Consider the following 16804-nt stretch of genomic DNA (forward strand, 5'->3'; position numbering starts at 1 on the left):
GACAATGAGCAGCGAGTACTCCAGCGGACTGATCCGCACGACCTTCCTCGCCGTCCCGAACCGCCTGCGTGTCGTACTCGCCAAGGCGGTCGTCCTCGCGAGCGTCACGTGCGTCGTCGGCCTCATCACCGCGATCGCCTCGTTTCTTACCGCCCAGACGATCCTGTCCGGCGACCAACTAGGCATCTCGATCAGTCAGCCCAGTGTCCTGCAAGGTTTCGTGGCATCCACCGCAATCCTGACGGTATGCGCGGTCATCGGCATGGCCATCGGCACACTCATCCGAACCTCCGTGGCCGCCCTGTTCACAGCTCCGTCCTGGCCCCGGTCCTGCTAGGCGCCGTACCTTCCGGCAGCAACCATTTGACGGCCGCTCTGAGTAACTCGGGGCACCCCAGAACGCCTGGAACGCCCTGACCAGCCTCGGCACCGAGTGGGACAGCGTCGGTCCCTTCCCTCCCACGGCACTCCAGTCCTGGATCGCGCTCGCCTCCTGGCCGCTCCTCGCCCTTCTCGCCGCCCTGGTCCTCGTGCGCCGCCGTGACGTCTGACCGGTCCACGCGGCTGGTCGTAACCCGCGGCCAGTGGGATGGTGCCGATCAACTGGCTCAGCAGTCCGCACACAGTCCGCAAGACACCCGCTCACGACCGTCGCCCCCCATCGCCACCAATCATCAAAAGGCCAGGTCAGCGACCCGCAGGGAAGATCCCCGCAGGTCACCGACCCGGCCCATTACTAGGAGCGCCACCTGCCCCATGAGGGCCACCGGAAGGCCTGGCTTCTGGCTTTCATGGACGACAAGGGGCCAGTGGAGATCGCCCGTGAACGATCAGCGCCCGCCAAGGACTGGTCGCTCATCAGCAAGTACGGCGTGATCGGCTCAGTCGTTCCACCCGAAGATCGGGGTGCGCGACTGTACGCGAACGCCCTCGAGCGCATGATGGCAGGCATGAGCCTGTAGCCGTCTGAGTACGGGTACTCATGCCCGGCCCGGCCGTCCTGGTGGACAGTGACGATCGAGCCAGCCTTGCGCGGAGGTCGAGACGACTGTTGATGGGGGGCGGACAAGCATGAGGGCCTTCGCGCGGCGTGCCGCCGGTTCGAAGAGCGTGTGGGGATCGCTGGTGGTGGTCGTCCTGCTTGCCGTGTCGGGCTGTGCCACGACCCCGGACCGTGCCGTCAGTGACAAGCGGCTGCGCAAGCTCGGGACCGCGAGGATCGCCTCGTGCAGTTGCCTGGCCGGGGACTGCGGGAAGTCTCGGCCTGCCTCGTCGCGGATCAGCCGCTTGTAAGGTTCCACGAGCCAGGCCAGGGGACCCGCGTCGAGACGAGGGTCGTCGGAAGCGTCGCGAGCCGCTTTCAGCAAAGTCATGGCCTCGTCGAACAGGGCAGGGTCGACGCCCATGACAGTGGTGCCGTACATCTGGACGAGCCGCCGGCAGGAATCCCAGGCGAAGCACTCACTGCCGGACACCTTGGCCAGGCCGAGGACGGAGTCGTCGTTCAGGCCGATGTCCAGGACGGTCTCCGTCATGCCGGGCATCGAGAAACGGGCTCCGGAGCGGACGGAGACCAGCAAGGGGTCGTCCGGCCGTCCGATCAGCCGCCCGGTGGTTGCCTCCAGCGCCGACAGGCACCGGGAGATCTCCGCCGAGAGGCCTGCAGGATCCTCACCGGGGGGCAGGATGCCCTTCCAGCCTGGGACGGCAGTGGGGCACCCGGGGAGGTGCCCTCGGTCCCGTCAGGCGGGCCGATCGGCCCATGCGCGGGGACGCCGCGACGGCGCAGCCTGGTGGTGGCGTAGTGCGACACCGAGCCCTGGAGGATGCCATGAACGGCACTCCCCCCGTCGTGAGCGACGTGATGACCCGCAGGGTCGTCGCCCTGCGCACCGGGGCGGCGTTCAAGGACATCGTGCGGACCATGCAGGAGTGGCGGGTGAGTGCCCTACCGGTCCTTGACGACGGCGGACGTGTCGTCGGCGTGGTCTCCGAGGCCGACCTGCTGCCCAAGGAGGAGCTCAGCGAGCGCGATCTCAGCCGGTACGGGCAGGCGAGGCATCCAGTCGATGTCCACAAGGCAGACGCGGTCACCGCCGCGGAGCTGATGACCACTCCCGCCATCACCGTCGCGCCCGACTCCACCCTCGCCCGCGCCGCGCGCGTGATGGCGCGCAGCAGGGTGAAGAGGCTTCCGGTGGTCGGCCGCAACGGAACACTGAAGGGCATCGTGAGCCGGTCCGACCTGCTGAGGATTTTCCTTCGGGACGACGCGGACATCGCCGAGGAAGTCCGGCGAGAGGTCGTCATCCGGCTCTTCGGCACGCACGCGCAAGGTGTCCGGGTCGAGGTGCGGGACGGTGTGGTCACGCTTACCGGCCGGATCCACGAAACGGCTCTGATACCGCTCGCCACCCACCTCGCCCGGACCGTGGCCGGTGTGGTGGACGTGCACTGCGCGCTGACCGGACCGCCCCGCCATCCGGATCTCGACCCGGACCTGCCGGATCCACGGCGGTCGGCCCCTGCCTGACACCGTAGGAGTCGGGCGAGAGGTGGCACGTACCGATGACCGGGACACCTCCCACGACCGTGACCGGGGTGCGGCTGTGGCGCCGGCGGCGCAACCCGATCAGGCGCCACAGCGATGTCGTAGAGGCCTGGCTCGTGCTGCTCATCCGGGCCGTCGCCCTCCTCGGCGGAGTCCTCGCGGGCGTCGCGGCGGCGCAGGCAATGGACTCGGCGTTCGCCGCTCGGCGGGATCAGGTGCACTCGGTGTCTGCCGTGCTCACCGACGAGGCGGCGAAGACCCCGCCCGGGGGTTCCGGCAACGACAACAGCCAGGTCTGGGCCACCGTGCGCTGGACGGACACGGGCGGCTCGGTGCACACGGGGCTCGCGAAGATCTTTCCGGGCGCTCCTGCGGGCAGCAGGGTCATCGTGTGGACGGACCGCGCCGGCCGGATCGTCTCTCCGCCGCCCAGCGACGCGGAGGCGACGCTGCAGGTGGTTCTGACCGGTGCCCTCGTGGCACCGCTGGCCGGTGCGACGGTCTGGGCCGGGGGCCGGCTTGCCCGTGAACGGCTCCTCCGGCGCTGCCTGGCCGAATGGGATCAGGAGTGGAAGCGGATCGGCCCCGAGTGGCGGAATCGGAGCGGGGGCAAGGGGTGAGGGGGACGGCTGTCGCTGACTCCAAATGCCAACTGAGGAGTCATACCGCGTCGGCGGCGGTGAGACGGCAGTCCACCCCCACGACGCCTTCCACGCCCCGGACCAGGCGCGTGGCGAGGTCGACCTGAGCAGGATCCCCGACGCGCCCGGTCAGGGTCGCGACGCCGTCGGTGACCATCACGTGTATGGGCTCGATCGGCGCCGGGAAGAGGACGTCGACGATGTCACGGCGGATCTCGTCGGCGAGTTCGCTGTCCGGGCGAAGAAAGACCTTCAGCAGGTCGCCGCGGCTGACCACGCCTTCGAGGACGCCCTCGGAGCTCACCACGGGCAGCCGTTTGACGTGCCGCAGAGCCATGATGCGGGCCGCCTCGGCGAGCGTCGCGTCCGCGTGGACGGTGACGGCCGGCGTGCTCATCAGTTCCTCGGCGCGGACCGCCCCGGCCTTGGCGAGGTCGGGCAGCCGGCGCAGCTGGGTGACCCGGTCCGGATCGCTGTCCCGGAACTCCTCCTTGGGCAGCAGATCGGCCTCGGAGAGCACCCCGATCACCCGGCCGTCGCCCTCCAGCACGGGAAGGGCACTGACCTTCCACTCCTCCATGCGTTCGACGATGTCCTTGAACAGTGTTTTGCGGCCCACTGCGACGACAGCATGCGTCATCACGTCACTCACCTGGTGCGGGCTGCTGTCCATGCGTTCCTCCGGGGGCAGTTCGGCCGGACGGAGCGGGCGCGCGGTCACAACAGGTCACCGCTGCCGTAAGGGGCGTAGAGATCGAGCAGCCTGACCCGTGTGGCGTGCAGCCGCTGGGCGGCCACACGTCCCACCCACACCGCTATGGCCCGTCCGAACGCAGGGTCCGCAGCGCACATCGCGCGCACCGACTCGGCGTCGAACTCCCAGGCCCGCACCGGGGTCATCGCCTCGGCGCCCAGGTGCCAGAGATACGGCGGAAAGTGCCAGGACCAGCCGACCAGTTCGCCGTGCCCGAGCGATTCCACGACGGCCGGCCGGCGGCCGGGCACGTGCAGGTCGAGGGCGACGGTTCCGGTGCGTACGATCCAGAAGCGGTCGGCGTGCCGGCCCTCCTCGAACAGGCGGGTCCCGGCCTCGAAGGAGACCTCGCGGGCGAGGCGCATCAGCCGTTCCCGGGTGTACGGGCTCGAGCGCCGTGCTCATGGTGGTTGCGGAGGTCATCGCACCGGCTCCCTTCATGGGCTGTCGATTCCCAGCGTGCGCGGCCTCGGGCGCCGACACCACAGGCCGCCCGGTCCCGGCCGTAGGCCCTTCGGCTCATACCGCGCTGGGCATCGCCGGACCGGTGCCCATGCACCTGAACCGAGCCGGTACCGCACACCCGAAGGGTCCGCCGTGGACCCTTGTCGGGCCTCGTCGACCCATGCGCCCCGCCCGCCGGTCCACGCACGCTGGACGCACCCACAGTGAAGCGAGAACGATCATGAACCTCTCCGCGCGTAACGCTGTCACCGCGGGGCGGTGCCCCGTCCCGGCACGACGAGGGGGTCGGCTGGGCGGCGCTGTCCCGCCTGCGCGAGCGGGCGCTGGAGAGGCCTTTCCGCCGGGCACCGTACTTGTGGAGTGCGACCTCGATCCGGGGCGGCTGATCCGACTGTGGGACCACACGGAGCTGACCGTGCAAGGCGCGCGCGCCCGAGACCTCGTTGACGGAGCCCGGGTGCTGAAGATATTCGGTGAGTACGTTCCGGGTCAGGGCGCGGTGGCCGAAGTACCGCACTTCTCGGCGCATGCCGATGTCGGCCAGATCATCGGCTGGCTGTGCGGGGCCCCAGCACCGCGCACGACGTAGTTGGTGCGCGGGAACCGGACGCGGCTGCCGCACTCCGCGACCGCATCGACCGCCAACGGGGCTGGACGGCGGTCGTACCGCCTTCCGGGCAGCATGTACTCGTTCGCTGAATACGTGCGCGACCGGACCCGGCCGGTCATCGGGAGGATCCCGTCACAGGTCAGTGGAACTCTCAGGAGGCCAAGTGCCGCCCCGACGGCGTCCGCACGGTGATGCCCACCATATGTGCGGCGTCCGCGAGGTGTTCCAGCACGAGGGTTGCCGCACCACGGTGATGCCAGCCGTCGGCTACGGTCATCGAGATCTCCGCCGTGCTGCCCCCCGGCAGCACCTCGTACTCGGCCAGCCCCACCAGTCGCCCGTCGTACTCAGCGGCCAGCGCGCGGTACCCGGGACGGACGCCCTTGGCCACCCGCTCGGTGGCCTGCCGGCCGCTGCACCTCTGCACGATCAGCCGGACCTGCCTGCCGTATGCGGACTGTGGTTCCGTCGGCCAGCAGGGCATGCACCGGGGCTTACTGGATACCGGTCATCACGAACTCTCCCTCCGGAGGATCCCGCGTTCAGCGTCCGGCGGCGGAGGCCCCGTGGGGGGCTGACCGGGCTCCGCGCGGGCCGAATGGCCCTCCGGGGCGGAGGGCTCCGGCGGAAAGCCCTGAAGGATCTCACTGGACCCGCGAGAAGTAGCTCTTTTTCTCCTGCGTGGAGTGCAGGCGGAGGACGGTGTGCAGCCGTATAGGCAGGCGCGCAGGTCATCAAGCTGGCCACGCGACAGGCCGCCTTCGGCGCGGGCCAGCTACAGGTGCGTGGCGATGCGGCGGGCGAGGCGTTCGATCTCGGTGTGGGCCCGGCTCATGGTGGCCGTGGCTGCCAAGAGCGGGGGCGAGTGCGGGGTAGAGCTTGCCACCTCTTCCGCGTGCTCGGAGAACTCAAGGGCGGCGTCATGAAGTTCGGGCAGATGCTGTCCGTCTTGGAAGCGGCGCTCCCCCCCCCGGAGGCCATCGGCCCCTACCGGTCCGCGCTGACGCTCCTGCAGGAGGCCGCGCCTGCCCTGCCACCGGAGCAGGTGCACGCCGTACTGGCGCAGGAGCTGGGTCCGCGGTGGCGCGAGGTTCACCGAGTTCTCCGACACGCCCGCCGCCGCGGCGGCTTCCATCGGCCAGGTCCACCGCGCGGTGTGGGCGGACGGCCGCCCGGTGGCCGTGAAGATCCAGTAGCCCGGCGCCAGCGAGGCGCTGCTCGGCGACTACGCTCAACTCGGCCGCGTCATCCGTCTGTTCTGCGTGGTCGTGCCCGGGGCTGGACGTGGAGCCCATGCTGGGGGAGCTGCGGGAGCGGGTCGCCGAGGAACTCGACTACTGGCTGGAGGCGTCGGCCCAGCAGGCCTTCGCCGACGCCTACCGCGAGGGCGGACTGCTGCGCCGCTTCATCGCGTTCGAGGCCGACCGCGTCCGGCACCGGCTCCCTGAGCTGGTCGCTGCCCTGGAGGACAGCCCGGCCGGTTCCTGGGCCCGCGCCATGAGCAGCCATTGCACGCTCCTCGTCGACCTCGTGCGCGCAGCGGGCGCCGAGCTGCTGCACCATCCCGTGCGCCCGCCCATCTCTGCGCTGGTCGAGGTGTGGCAGAGCCAGTGGCGTGCTGCCATCCCCAGCTGGACCCGAAAGGCTTCGCATGGCTGCCCCCGCCTCCCAGTCACCCCTCACGCTGATCCCGCTCAGTGAAGCCGAACTGGCCCGCTTGGTCGGCAGCGGCGAAGATCTGCTGGAACTGGCATGCCTGGACGCCCTGTTCCCCACCGGCAAGCTCCTGCGGCCCACGTTGTGCATCGAATCGGCACGGGCGGTCGGCGGCCGAGCCGAGTCGGTTCTCTCCTTCGCGGCCGGCATCGAATGCCTGCACGTGGCCAGCCCCGTCCACGACGACATCGTCGACCAGGACCCGATGCGCCGCGGACGGGCCTCCACCGCTGAGCGATTCGGCATCGCCGAGGCACTGCTGGCCGGAGACGGCCTGTACACAGCCGGATGGGTCGCCATGCTCCATGGCAGCCCGGCCGACCGCGTCCTTCAAGCGTCCCAGGCAGTCGCCGAAGCGATGCACGCCATGTGCCGCTCCAGCATGCACGAGACCACGATCCGCGAGGACCTCTCCTGCGGCCGATCGGCCGTGCTGAAGGTGATCCGCGGAAAGACCGCCACCCTCACCGGCGCCGCCTGCCAGGCCGGCGCGATCCTGGCCGCGGCGACACCCGGACACGCCGAAGCCTTGCGCCAGTACGGCGAAGTCCTCGGCACGGCCTTGCAGATCCGAGACGACCTGCTGCCCTACACCGTCCACGAGCGGATCACCGGCAAGCATGCCATTAGCGACGTCGCAAACCGGCAACCGACCCGGCCCGTCCTTCTCGCCTACGAGTCCGCAGACGACCACGACCGCCGCCTGCTCACCAGGGTCTTCCACGGCGACACCGACCCCACCAGAGCCCACCGCGACCTGCTCGACGTGCTGACGCGGACCGGCGCCATCGCCGAGACGACAGGGCAGGCGCAAGACTGCGTCACCCAGGCACGCGCTGCCCTTGACGGCTTGCCGTCCACCGAGCGACTCGCCCAGCTCGCCGACTCCACCGTCGACCGCCACCACTAGCCTCCATCACAGCCCGTGCGGTCTGCGAATCGACGGCCTGCGCTGCCTCGACAACGACCACCTCGTCCCGCCGGCCGAAGCGCAGATCGACTTTGCAGCCTCCACCTGGACGATCAGCGCGCGCTGATCGTTGTGGGCAGGTGCGTGGACACGCCGGGCCGGGGCTTTGCTCGGCTTGCTGGCAGACTCCATAAGCGCAGGCCAGTCGCAGACTCCAGCGTGGACCGGTTGGCGTGGGCCGACGGCGGCGTCGACTGTGCGGAGTCCCATCCGCATAGCCGACGCCGCGCTTTCCGCGGAGCTCACTTCACGTTCGGCGCGGCTGCAAGGCCGTCCTCGTAACCGAGTACGGCGGCCACGCCCCGCACATCAGGATCAAACGGATCGGTGCCGAATCCGGCGCGAGCTCGCTCGGACGGCTCGATCACCACGGCACGGTCCAAGACCTCTTGGCGTTCCGGGGTCGCGTACGCAGGCAACTCCGGCATCGGCTGGAGCACGATCACGCGGTCGGCATCACGGGCGAGCTCGGCATTGGTGAGAGAGAACGTTCCGCCGTCGAGGTAGTCCTCGCCGGCGATCCGGGCCACCGGCCACAGCCCGGGGACGGCACAGCTGGCTGTGAGGGCGTCCACCAGGCCGACACCTGATGCGGCGGTGAAGACGGCGCGGGTGCCGTCCGCGCGTACGGCGGTGACGTCGAATCGGCCGTCTGGCCAGGCATCCTTGTTCACCCGCCGGGAAATCGCGGCCCGTCGCAGGGACGGATCGGTCCCGGAACGCTCCCGGGAGAGCCTTACCAGTCTCTCTGTCTTCGCCGCGACGGGATCCTCGCTGCTGTGGACGGCCATCACGTCCGGGAGTACATCGGCCAGGGGTACCGCAGGCGTGAGCTCGTCGTTGCGGAGTGCCTTGCGCACCATCTTGTCGTACTCGGCGCCTGCCGAGGCGGCCTGGAGCACGGCGGCCGCGACGGCGGCGCCCGCCGAGGTCCCGATCACGTGGTCGACCCTGTCCAATTGCAGTGCCCCGGACTCTTCGAGCGCGGCGAGTGCTCCGATGGTCCAGCCGATCCCGGCCAGGCCGCCGCCTCCGAGTACCACGGCCGTCGATTCTTGCGGCATGTGCATCCTCGCGTGTTCGTCCTGCTGGCCGTCTCTGTCCGGCCCGGTCCTATTCAGGACAATCACCAAGATCGGTAGATCATTCCTGCTCGGTCAAGCTGCGAACGAAGGTCACCCGGGGCGCCCGCGGTCGGGCCGCGGCTCTGGCGATGGTGTTCAAGCTGGTCGAGTCCGCCCAGGCTCGCTGGCGCGCGATCACCGGCGCCCACCTGGCGGCCGAGCCGGACAACCATGGTCTCGGCCGCTCCCGCGGTGGGCTGACCACCAAGATTCGCCTCGCGGTGGACGCTTCCTTCCACGTCCTTGCGGCTGTCATCACCGCGGGTCAGCGGGGCGACGCACCGGTCTTCGAGCGGGTCATGGAGAAGATCCGCGTTCCTCGGGTCAGCGTTGGACATCCGCGCACTCGCCCGAAGCACGTCCTTGCGGATCGCGCCTACTCCTCACTCCAGATCCGCCCCTTTCTGCGCAAACGCGGGATCGCGCACACCATCCCGGAGAAGCGCGACCAGGCCGGCCACCGGATCCGTCGTGGGGCGGCCGGTGGCCGCCCGCCCGGATTCGACCGCGAGATGTACAAGCGCAGACACAAGGTCGAGTGCCGGATCGGTCTGTTGAAGCAGGCCAGAGGCGTCGCGACCAGATACGACAAGCTTGCCGTCCGCTGCCAGGCCACCGTCCAACTCACCCTCATACGGCAAGCACTGTGATCACATCTCACACACGCCCTGCGGCGCTGTTCCCCGGCGCCCCACCGGAGCCGGTTGCGGCCGGAGATGACGAAGAAACAGTTGGGCATGAGCCACACCAGCCTCTGGAGGAGTCGTTCGAAGATGCGGCGGGGAGCGGCGATGTCCTCGAAGGTGTCGAGCAGGATGACAAGGATGACCGCCTTCTTCGCCGGGAGCTGGGAGAGTTCCCAGGCCAGTGGAGGCGGCGCCACCGTCGCGGAAATGCGGCCACTTTCACGATCAGGGACGCAATCAAGGTGTCCGCCGCGCTTGGCCGGTCCTAGCAGGATTTCTGTACCGGGGCCCCACGCCTGATCAGTCTCCGCGGCGTAAAGACCATCGCGATTACTACGCGAGAACGTCACAGGCGGGCCCGTCTTTCGACGGACCCGCCCATGTCGGACGACGTGCTCACTCACCGATGGGAATCGGCACGCGGGCGCTCCATGGTCACGGTGCGAAGGCCCACCAGTGACCCTGGACGTACTCGCAGTCCCAAACGCCCCACTCGTGGTTGTACTTCACGTAGGCCTCGCAGTCCTGGGCAGTGGCGAACGCGGGCCCCATCGGCTGCGGCGACGCCGTCGCCGCGCTGGCGGTGGCCGCCGTGCCGACCAGGGTGGCCAGCGTCAGCACCCCGGTCGCGGCGACTGTGGCCAAAGCCTTCTTCATGGTCAACCTCCTGGTTCCGATACCCGTGGTCCGCCGGGTGGCGTCGGGCGCGGAATCCAGGGAATCGGATGACATGCCCGCCGTCGAATGATTCGATTTCTTTCGAAGATGATCGTGTTACGGGGGCTGTTCATGATCCGGATCAACCTGGGCGCGCATGGATTGGGCAGGGTCCGTTTCGCCATGTCGCCTCTGGACGCGGCCAAGGATCTGCTCTTCGCCCTCGGCCGGTCTCCGCATGTGCTCGGCGCGGGCTGGCGGACCCAAGCGGTGGACGTCCTGTCGCAACGACGGTTGGGGCTACTCGCTGTTGTCGCCGGCGGAGGGCCGGGCGGTTACGCTCCCGATTTCCTGCGGCCAGAACCGGCGGGATTTCAGGCGACCCTGGACAGTGGTCTGCATCAGGTGGCCACTACTCCGAGCGAGCGGATCCGTTATGAGCTGGCGGCGGCCATCGGCGGCCACTCATGGGGCAACACCGCGGCCGACAGGCCGCCCCGGCTGCTCCTGATGGCTATGGACCGGGGCGAGGAATATGTGGCGCAGCGTATCGCTGTGGAGCTGGAGCAGTTCTGGTATGCCGTCCTCGCGCCCCACTGGCCCGGCATGCGGGCCCGGTTGGAAGGCGATGTCGCAGCCCGGGCCTCCGTGATCGCCCAGCATGGGATCGCGGACGCTGTCAACCAGCTGGCCCCCAACCTGGAGTGGCACGACGGCGCCCTGACAGTCCACCTGCTCGCCACCAGTTCCCACCGTCTGAGTCTCGATGCCGACGCCGCGATACTCGTACCCAGCGTCTTCGCGGGACGGGCGACCTTCTGCGCCGCCGAGCCCGCGGATGCGCCGGCCCCCCGCACTCCACTGATCGTCTATCCGGCTGCGCGCAACGACTGTGTTGCGCCCTCGCGCGGTGACGAGCTGATCGGCACGACACGGGTAAAGCTGCTGGCCGAACTCACCCAGCCTCGCACCACGCGAGAGCTCGCCCAGCGCCTCTACCTCAGCCCTGCGACCATCTCCTACCACCTGCAGATCCTCCACCGCGCAGGGCTCGTGCAACGCACCCGCCGATCCCGAAACGTCCTCTACCAGAGGCTCGCGACGAAGCCTCGCTTCGCCGACGATCTCGACTGACCACCTCGCGCACCCACTTGGAGAACCTCGCCGCAGGGGCGTATTCGAGCCGGACCATGTGGTCTCCCGCCTGACGGGACGCCGGGAAAAGAGTCGGGGCGTTGCTCCCGTGGGCGGGACGTGAGGGTGAGTCTTGCCCGACCGACGTCGGCCCACTCCGGAAGTCACCGACGAGCAGCCCGCCCACGGTCGCGTCCAGTTTGAGTCAAGAGGCCCGTGCCACGGCCGTCGGGCCGCTGGAAACCCGTGCCCGAGGCCGGTAAGGAGAGCGGAGCGTCGAGCTGTTGGTTCGTGCGCTAACCTTCCTCCGCTATCCAGGATTCGAACCTTTGACAACAGAAACGGGGCGCTCCATGCATGGCATGCGATTCCGTACGGCTGTGGCGATCGTGGCCGTCACGGCAGCCTTGGGCTCGGTCTCCGCCTGCGGGACCGGTGGCAGTGGATCCGCATCCGCGACGGGCCGGCACACGCCCCCTGCGCAGGCGCCGATCGCCGTGTCACCGATCGCCTACCTCGTCAAGGCAGAGGACGCCACCGCCAAGGAACATTCGGCCAAGGTCGATGGGATCACCACGGTCGGCACCCTCAAGCAGACACATATGTCCGGCGATTTGGACTGGGCCAGTGGCGCCCAGGGCAACTTCACAATGGTGATCAAGTCGTCGGTCCCGACCCCGATACCCACCAGCCGGGTCAAGCTCCGCAGCGACGCCATGTACATGAGCACACCGCCGAAGTATGTGACGCTACTGGGCGGCAAGCACTGGACGAAGACTCCTTTCGCGCTCCTCGCCGCCCAAGGCGCGGCAGGGAAGGCCCAGGCCGACATGATGCAGCAGGCCAACCCGACGCTGTCGGTGCGGATGCTGATCTCCAGCGGCGACGTGCACAAGGTGGGCCAGGAAAACGTCCGAGGGGTGCCCGCCACCCACTACTCGGGCACGTTGGACGCGGCCAAGATCACGGCCATCCGCAGCCGGGGGCTGTCGCCCGACGACGCTAAGTTCCTCAAGCAGGAGTTCGCGGCGCAGGGCATCACGGACGCCCACGTCGATGTCTGGGTCAACAGCGACAACCTGCTGGTGAAGAAGCGGGAGCAGATGCAGACGGCCACCGCCGAGCGGACAGCGACCGTCTACTACTCCGACTACGGTGTCACGGTGGACCTGTCAACTCCCTCGGCCTCCGACACCTTCGTCCTCACCTCGGTGACCGGAAAGAAGTCCGGCGCGGCCTGATCGTCTGAGGCGGAAAATACTCCAGCTGTAGATCTTGATCACGGCTCTTGGAGGGCCTGACGTTGGTAGTGGCTGCTTCGCGCACGGGCCTGATGCCGTCGGCGCCAGCTTGACCAGCTGAGCCGGTGCGCCAGGCCTCGGGGTTGTGCTGCGGCGAAGGCGGCGAAGAGCCGTTGGATCTCGCCGCAGGTGAGTGGGGCGAGCCCTGGTGAGGTGACCACGGCGGTCCGTTCGATGGCGGCCGCGATCACGAGGAAGGTGTGCGCGAGCATGGCTAGCGTGGTCCAGCGGTGCCAGGAGGTCCAGCGGCGGACCTGGTGCTCGTCCAGCCCGGTCAGTCCCTTCGCGGACTGGAAAATCTCCTCCACGGTCCAGCGGCGCCCGGCCACGCTGACCAGGGCGCTCAGGGGAACGGGATCGGCCGAGTAGCAACGGTAGAAGGCGAGTTCATCGGTGCGCCGGTTGCGTCGAATGAGCAATGACCGGTGACCCGTGCTGCCGAGCGGGTTGTCGATCTCAACCTGGGCCCAGTCGTAGAAGCGGTGACCTTTGGCACCGTCTCCGGCCGAGAGTCGCCGCCAGGCTTTCTTCGGGAGGCAGCGGGCCAGCATGCCGGCCGTGAAGACGCCCGCACGGGTCGGGATCGGTCGCTTGCGTGAGACGGCCAGCACATAGCCAATCTGACGTCTCTCCAACTCGGCGCTCAGGTGGGGGTCACCGCCGTAGACCTCATCGCCGGTGACCCATGGAGCCGTGACGCCGGCCTCCAGGGCCTGGGTAATCATCTCGGTGGCCAGGGCGGGCTTGGTGGCGAACCCCGTGTCCTCCGGGATGCCTGCCGCCCGGCACCGGTCGAGGTCCTGGATCCAGGAGCGTGGGATGTAGAGGCGCCGGTTTATGGCAGCGTGCCCGACCGGGGTGGAGTAGACGAGGTAAGGACTCGGTCGGCGTCCCAGGACGCGCGGCTGAGCAGGTGGGCCTGCCGGTCTGGTTCTACTCCGTCTCAAAGCGCGAAGCAGCGACATCGTTCGGGCAGCCGCACGCGCGCCGTCACCAGTGGTGGCAGGCCGGGGACCTGTCGGTGTACGGGCTGCACCATCCGCCGTGCGCGCTCGATGAGCTGGAGCGTGTGTCGATGCCGCTGGGCGCGCTGGGACTGGGGCCGACCGGGGCGGTGCTACCAGAGGACCTGCAAAGGCGGCTGCGTGACTCGCAGCGGGAGGCGCGGGAGGAAGCGAATCAGCGGCTGGACAGCCAGGCTCGCTACGCCCGGGCAGACCGGGAGTCCCGTGAGCGTGCAGTGCGGCAGCCGAAAAGTGCGCCCCTGCCTCCGGCGCCACCGGGCGGGCTGTGGTGCGAGGTGTGTAGGCGGCCGCTGGATCCGGTGTTGGCGAAGGCAGGGCGCCACCTCATGTGCTGAGCCACGTTCAACGCGGCTCGGTACGCTGGTCAGCGCAGTGGCTGGCGATGAAGTCGGCAAGGTGATGGTCGAAATCGGGCCATGGACCAGAGACAGATGTTAAGGGCCCACCAGGCGCGAGCCGACCAGGAACCGGAGCTCGTCTTCAAGGACCTGCCCCGCGAGTAGGTCGCCCCCGCGCCCGCGGGGGTAGCTCGCGTGCCGACACCTCCCTCCTAGGGGTTTGGGAGTTGTCCCCGCGCCCGCGGGGGTAGCTCTCGTCTTGGCCCGGTACGGTCTTACGGGCCTGGGGGAAATTGAGCTTCGGGCGTGCTGGGCTGGTGGGTGATCAGCAGGTGGTGTCGCGGCGTCCGTGTGGCCGTCTCCATGTCCGCCAAGGCCGTAAACCGGTGGACAGCTCTCCGGCTCTGGGTGAGCATCACCGCGATGAACAACGAACCTCTCTCCGCCCCCAAACGCGTCCGTTTCGTCGAGCTCAATGCAAAGGCACTGCGGGCGCTTGCCGACGGTGACCTCGCTGGCGGCAGCGCCGAGGCCGGGGTCGCCCTTGACGAACACTTCGTCGGTGAACGAGCCCGCTGGATCTTCGGCTACCGCGCCGACCAGCTCGCCAAGGACCCCACTGCCGCGCCCTGGATCACGCGTGCCGCGGTGTCCGAGCCGGACGGGGTCGTCGTTGGCGACGCCGGGTTCCACGGGCCGCCGGATGAGGCCGGCATGGTCGAAGTTGGCTATACCGTCGTGCCCGGGTACCGCCGCCAGGGCTATGCCCGCGCCATGCTGAGGGCGTTGCTCGTCAGGGCCGCGGCCGACCCCGACGTCAGGACCGTGCGCGCCAGGATCGGATCCGACAACACCGCCTCCCTGGCGTGCATCGAGGGCTTCGGCTTCACGCGCATCGGCGAGCAGGGGGACGAGCGCGACGGACTCACGATCATCTTCGAGGTCCCGGCAGACGCCATTCAGGCCGGGTAGCTTTACGGTCTCGGCGGACATGGCGATCGTCCCGGTCGGGCCGTGACATGAGAAGGGCCGCACGGGTTGGGTGAGTTGTGAAGCTGACCTGGGCCCGTACGGCCTGTTCCCATCCTGCCCTGTCCGGCGTCTCACGCGCACATTCCGGCGAGTTGTTCGCCGAACTCGCCACGGCATGGGAGGCTGCGCGGGAGTCCGCGCTCCGTCAGGCCCGGGGCGGGGAGCGTCGGAGGGCGGAGGGTGCCGACAGAAAGCCCAAGCTGGTCTTCCTCGATCGGCTGCTGGTCACCCTGGTCCATCTGCGCCATCAGTTGCCGCATGTGGTGCTCGCCGAGCTCTTCGAGGTGGATCGCTCCAGCGTCTCCGCGGCCATCCGCCAGGTCCGCCCGCTGCTGTCAGCCCGTGGTTTCGCTGTGCCCGACCGGCCCGGCCTGCGGCTGAAGACGCTGGAGGACGTCTTCGCCCACGCCGAGGCGGAGGGGTTGAGCTGCGGCTCGACGGGGGCCGAGACCCAGGTCCGCCGCCCGCAGGCCGACCGTCCTGGTCGCCGGGCGTTCGTCTCCGGCAAACGCAAGCAGAACACCATCAAGACCACCACGTTCAACGACGGCCAAGGCCGCCTGCTGCTGTCCGGCTTGGTCCGCCCGGGCCGGATGCACGACCAGACCGCCGTGCGGACCGAGGGCATTGCCGAGCAGTTCCGCACCCGTCCCGGCGTGAAGGCGAAGGTCGATTCCGGCTACCTCGGGCTGGCCAAAGAGTTCCCCGGCCAGGTCAGCGCCCCACCGAAGAAGCCCAAGGACGAGGCGTGCGATGGTGACAAGCATGCCTGGCGCGAGACACGGCGACGGCAGTCCTCGGCGAGGATCTGTGTGGAGCACACCAACGCCGAACTCCACCACTGGGCACCCCTGCGCCGTTTCACCGGACGCCGCGATACCTACGCCGAGACCCATCTCGCGATCGCCTCACTCGTCTCCGACCGATCCGCGCAGCGGGCCACCCGCCGCCGGACGAGCACCGAACTCGTCCTCGTCCGCGACACCGTCCGCTGATCACCCACCAGCCGAACCCAGGCCAGCACGCCCGAAGCTCAATTTCTCCCCAGACCGTTAGTAGTGCTTCGTTACATTGAGTGATCCCGCCTGCTGGTGGGCATCTTCCTGGGTGTGAGGCTGGGGGAAGTGGAACGGCTCCGCCGCCATGCGGGTCCGATACGATCACGGAGGGGGCGAGCGGGAATTCATCGGGTCGCCCGATGACCGTCCCGACCGAAAGTGTGGAATTCTATGAGCCCTTTGATCGACCGGACTCGAATGGAGTCGGTCTTCAGCGCCGATGATCTGGTCGCTCTGGACGACGGTGTGCTGGCTGCCATCGCGCATGAGCCGACCCGAGTCTTCCTGCGCGAGGGCGGTCTCCCGGACCAGGGGGGCTGGTTCGAGATGGACCAGTTCCTTCTTGACGGTGACCTGCGGATCGGCGGTGAGGCGTGGCAGGCCGTCGCGGAGAAGTACCCGAACTGCTCATTCGACATGTCGGCTTGGCTGACGCTCGGAGGGATCGCCCTTGACGACGTCATCGTCGATACCGCCACCGGCATCGTGTACTGCATCCCGGAGGACGGTGCTCCGCACCTGCTCAACAGCAGCATCGACGCCCTGGCGTATTTCCTGCACGCACTGGAGGAGGAAAGGCCGGAGTACGACGCCGAGGCCAGCATCAACCAGGGTGTCGACCCCGAGGGCGCCGCGGACAGGCTTTTGCATCGAATGCGCCAAGCCGACCCCGCTGCCATGGAAAATCCCGAATCCTCCTGGTTCGCGGTTCTGCGGCATGTGCGCAACCTTCTACGGGACT

Annotated in this window: 16 protein-coding genes and 6 pseudogenes; 14 read left to right on the plus strand and 8 right to left on the minus strand. The window is 68.8% G+C overall.

Features of this window, described 5'->3' with window-relative positions:
* Window positions 1–337 (plus strand): annotated as a pseudogene (locus ABB07_RS38655) (ABC transporter permease); the annotation flags it as partial.
* A gap of 454 nt (window positions 338–791) precedes the next feature.
* Window positions 792–962, plus strand: coding sequence for a hypothetical protein (locus ABB07_RS38660; protein ID WP_208903086.1), 171 nt, complete (start codon window positions 792–794; stop codon window positions 960–962).
* Between the two features lie 246 nt (window positions 963–1208).
* Here ABB07_RS38660 and ABB07_RS38665 read toward each other — a convergent pair.
* Window positions 1209–1828 (minus strand): annotated as a pseudogene (locus ABB07_RS38665) (hypothetical protein); the annotation flags it as partial.
* A 3-nt stretch (window positions 1829–1831) separates the two neighbouring features.
* Between ABB07_RS38665 and ABB07_RS38670 the strand changes: the two are divergent.
* Window positions 1832–2533 carry a CBS domain-containing protein gene (locus ABB07_RS38670; RefSeq protein ID WP_208903087.1) on the plus strand — a complete coding sequence of 234 codons (702 nt, stop codon included), beginning with the start codon at window positions 1832–1834 and terminating at the stop codon, window positions 2531–2533.
* A gap of 35 nt (window positions 2534–2568) precedes the next feature.
* The gene (locus ABB07_RS38675; protein ID WP_208903088.1) at window positions 2569–3171 is read left to right on the plus strand and encodes an Rv1733c family protein; all 603 of its coding nucleotides are present in this window, start codon (window positions 2569–2571) and stop codon (window positions 3169–3171) included.
* 40 nt (window positions 3172–3211) lie between these two features.
* On the opposite strand, the gene ABB07_RS38680 is transcribed toward ABB07_RS38675, so the two are convergent.
* Both ABB07_RS38680 and ABB07_RS38685 read right to left on the minus strand, forming a co-directional pair.
* Window positions 3212–3865 carry a CBS domain-containing protein gene (locus ABB07_RS38680; RefSeq protein ID WP_208903089.1) on the minus strand — a complete coding sequence of 218 codons (654 nt, stop codon included), beginning with the start codon at window positions 3863–3865 and terminating at the stop codon, window positions 3212–3214.
* Window positions 3866–3909: 44 nt separating this feature from the next.
* Window positions 3910–4369, minus strand: a pseudogene (locus ABB07_RS38685) (Crp/Fnr family transcriptional regulator).
* A gap of 499 nt (window positions 4370–4868) precedes the next feature.
* Here ABB07_RS38685 and ABB07_RS41625 point away from each other — a divergent pair.
* Window positions 4869–5000: a hypothetical protein gene (locus tag ABB07_RS41625; protein WP_279617415.1), complete on the plus strand. Its 132-nt coding sequence runs from the start codon at window positions 4869–4871 to the stop codon at window positions 4998–5000.
* Window positions 5001–5172: 172 nt separating this feature from the next.
* On the opposite strand, the gene ABB07_RS38690 is transcribed toward ABB07_RS41625, so the two are convergent.
* Window positions 5173–5505 (minus strand): GNAT family N-acetyltransferase, encoded by a 333-nt coding sequence (locus ABB07_RS38690; RefSeq protein ID WP_244189683.1) that lies wholly within the window; start codon window positions 5503–5505, stop codon window positions 5173–5175.
* Window positions 5506–5665: 160 nt separating this feature from the next.
* Window positions 5666–5902: pseudogene (locus tag ABB07_RS38695) on the minus strand (heavy metal translocating P-type ATPase); the annotation flags it as partial.
* Between the two features lie 252 nt (window positions 5903–6154).
* On the opposite strand from ABB07_RS38695, the gene ABB07_RS42120 reads away from it, so the two are divergent.
* The 3 genes from ABB07_RS42120 to ABB07_RS38705 all read left to right on the plus strand — a co-directional run bounded on the left by ABB07_RS42120 (window position 6155) and on the right by ABB07_RS38705 (window position 7647).
* Complete coding sequence (locus ABB07_RS42120) at window positions 6155–6217, plus strand: hypothetical protein (protein WP_425264836.1); 63 nt, start codon at window positions 6155–6157, stop codon at window positions 6215–6217.
* Between the two features lie 97 nt (window positions 6218–6314).
* Window positions 6315–6722 carry a hypothetical protein gene (locus ABB07_RS42125; protein WP_425264794.1) on the plus strand — a complete coding sequence of 136 codons (408 nt, stop codon included), beginning with the start codon at window positions 6315–6317 and terminating at the stop codon, window positions 6720–6722.
* A complete protein-coding gene (locus ABB07_RS38705; RefSeq protein ID WP_208903091.1) occupies window positions 6673–7647 on the plus strand; it encodes a polyprenyl synthetase family protein in 975 nt (324 codons plus the stop codon). The genes ABB07_RS42125 and ABB07_RS38705 overlap by 50 nt, the downstream gene beginning before the upstream one ends.
* Window positions 7648–7949: 302 nt before the next feature.
* Here the strand turns inward: ABB07_RS38705 and ABB07_RS38710 are convergent, their stop codons facing one another.
* A complete protein-coding gene (locus ABB07_RS38710; RefSeq protein ID WP_244189832.1) occupies window positions 7950–8837 on the minus strand; it encodes a patatin-like phospholipase family protein in 888 nt (295 codons plus the stop codon).
* Between the two features lie 23 nt (window positions 8838–8860).
* On the opposite strand from ABB07_RS38710, the pseudogene ABB07_RS38715 reads away from it, so the two are divergent.
* Window positions 8861–9481, plus strand: a pseudogene (locus ABB07_RS38715) (IS5 family transposase); the annotation flags it as partial.
* Between the two features lie 471 nt (window positions 9482–9952).
* Here the strand turns inward: ABB07_RS38715 and ABB07_RS38720 are convergent.
* A complete protein-coding gene (locus ABB07_RS38720; protein WP_208903094.1) occupies window positions 9953–10174 on the minus strand; it encodes a hypothetical protein in 222 nt (73 codons plus the stop codon).
* A gap of 132 nt (window positions 10175–10306) precedes the next feature.
* Between ABB07_RS38720 and ABB07_RS38725 the strand changes: the two genes are divergently transcribed.
* Together ABB07_RS38725 and ABB07_RS38730 are read left to right on the plus strand one after the other, a co-directional pair.
* The gene (locus ABB07_RS38725; RefSeq protein WP_208903095.1) at window positions 10307–11308 is read left to right on the plus strand and encodes an ArsR/SmtB family transcription factor; all 1002 of its coding nucleotides are present in this window, start codon (window positions 10307–10309) and stop codon (window positions 11306–11308) included.
* A 380-nt stretch (window positions 11309–11688) separates the two neighbouring features.
* Window positions 11689–12549 carry an SCO4651 family lipoprotein gene (locus ABB07_RS38730; RefSeq protein ID WP_208903096.1) on the plus strand — a complete coding sequence of 287 codons (861 nt, stop codon included), beginning with the start codon at window positions 11689–11691 and terminating at the stop codon, window positions 12547–12549.
* Between the two features lie 38 nt (window positions 12550–12587).
* On the opposite strand, the pseudogene ABB07_RS38735 reads toward ABB07_RS38730, so the two are convergent.
* Window positions 12588–13487, minus strand: a pseudogene (locus ABB07_RS38735) (IS701 family transposase); the annotation flags it as partial.
* A gap of 893 nt (window positions 13488–14380) precedes the next feature.
* Between ABB07_RS38735 and ABB07_RS38740 the strand changes: the two are divergent.
* The 3 genes from ABB07_RS38740 to ABB07_RS38750 all read left to right on the plus strand — a co-directional run.
* Complete coding sequence (locus ABB07_RS38740; protein ID WP_244189684.1) at window positions 14381–14944, plus strand: GNAT family N-acetyltransferase; 564 nt, start codon at window positions 14381–14383, stop codon at window positions 14942–14944.
* Between the two features lie 77 nt (window positions 14945–15021).
* A complete protein-coding gene (locus ABB07_RS38745) occupies window positions 15022–15999 on the plus strand; it encodes a transposase family protein (RefSeq protein WP_208903098.1) in 978 nt (325 codons plus the stop codon).
* A gap of 234 nt (window positions 16000–16233) precedes the next feature.
* The coding region (locus ABB07_RS38750; protein ID WP_208903099.1) for an SUKH-4 family immunity protein at window positions 16234–16804 on the plus strand (571 nt) is incomplete at its 3' end.

Origin of the sequence: Streptomyces incarnatus (assembly GCF_001027185.1) — a bacterium.
Classification (GTDB): domain Bacteria; phylum Actinomycetota; class Actinomycetes; order Streptomycetales; family Streptomycetaceae; genus Streptomyces; species Streptomyces puniciscabiei.

Excerpts from the sequence above, each read along its gene's own strand:
- ABB07_RS38675 (WP_208903088.1), top strand. The coding sequence starts at position 2,569 with ATGACCGGGACACCTCCCACGACCGTGACCGGGGTGCGGCTGTGGCGC.
- ABB07_RS38690 (WP_244189683.1), bottom strand. The coding sequence starts at position 5,505 with ATGCCCTGCTGGCCGACGGAACCACAGTCCGCATACGGCAGGCAGGTC.
- ABB07_RS38660 (WP_208903086.1), top strand. The coding sequence starts at position 792 with ATGGACGACAAGGGGCCAGTGGAGATCGCCCGTGAACGATCAGCGCCC.
- ABB07_RS38725 (WP_208903095.1), top strand. The coding sequence starts at position 10,307 with ATGATCCGGATCAACCTGGGCGCGCATGGATTGGGCAGGGTCCGTTTC.
- ABB07_RS38705 (WP_208903091.1), top strand. The coding sequence starts at position 6,673 with ATGGCTGCCCCCGCCTCCCAGTCACCCCTCACGCTGATCCCGCTCAGT.
- ABB07_RS38680 (WP_208903089.1), bottom strand. The coding sequence starts at position 3,865 with ATGGACAGCAGCCCGCACCAGGTGAGTGACGTGATGACGCATGCTGTC.
- ABB07_RS38720 (WP_208903094.1), bottom strand. The coding sequence starts at position 10,174 with ATGAAGAAGGCTTTGGCCACAGTCGCCGCGACCGGGGTGCTGACGCTG.
- ABB07_RS38670 (WP_208903087.1), top strand. The coding sequence starts at position 1,832 with ATGAACGGCACTCCCCCCGTCGTGAGCGACGTGATGACCCGCAGGGTC.
- ABB07_RS42125 (WP_425264794.1), top strand. The coding sequence starts at position 6,315 with ATGCTGGGGGAGCTGCGGGAGCGGGTCGCCGAGGAACTCGACTACTGG.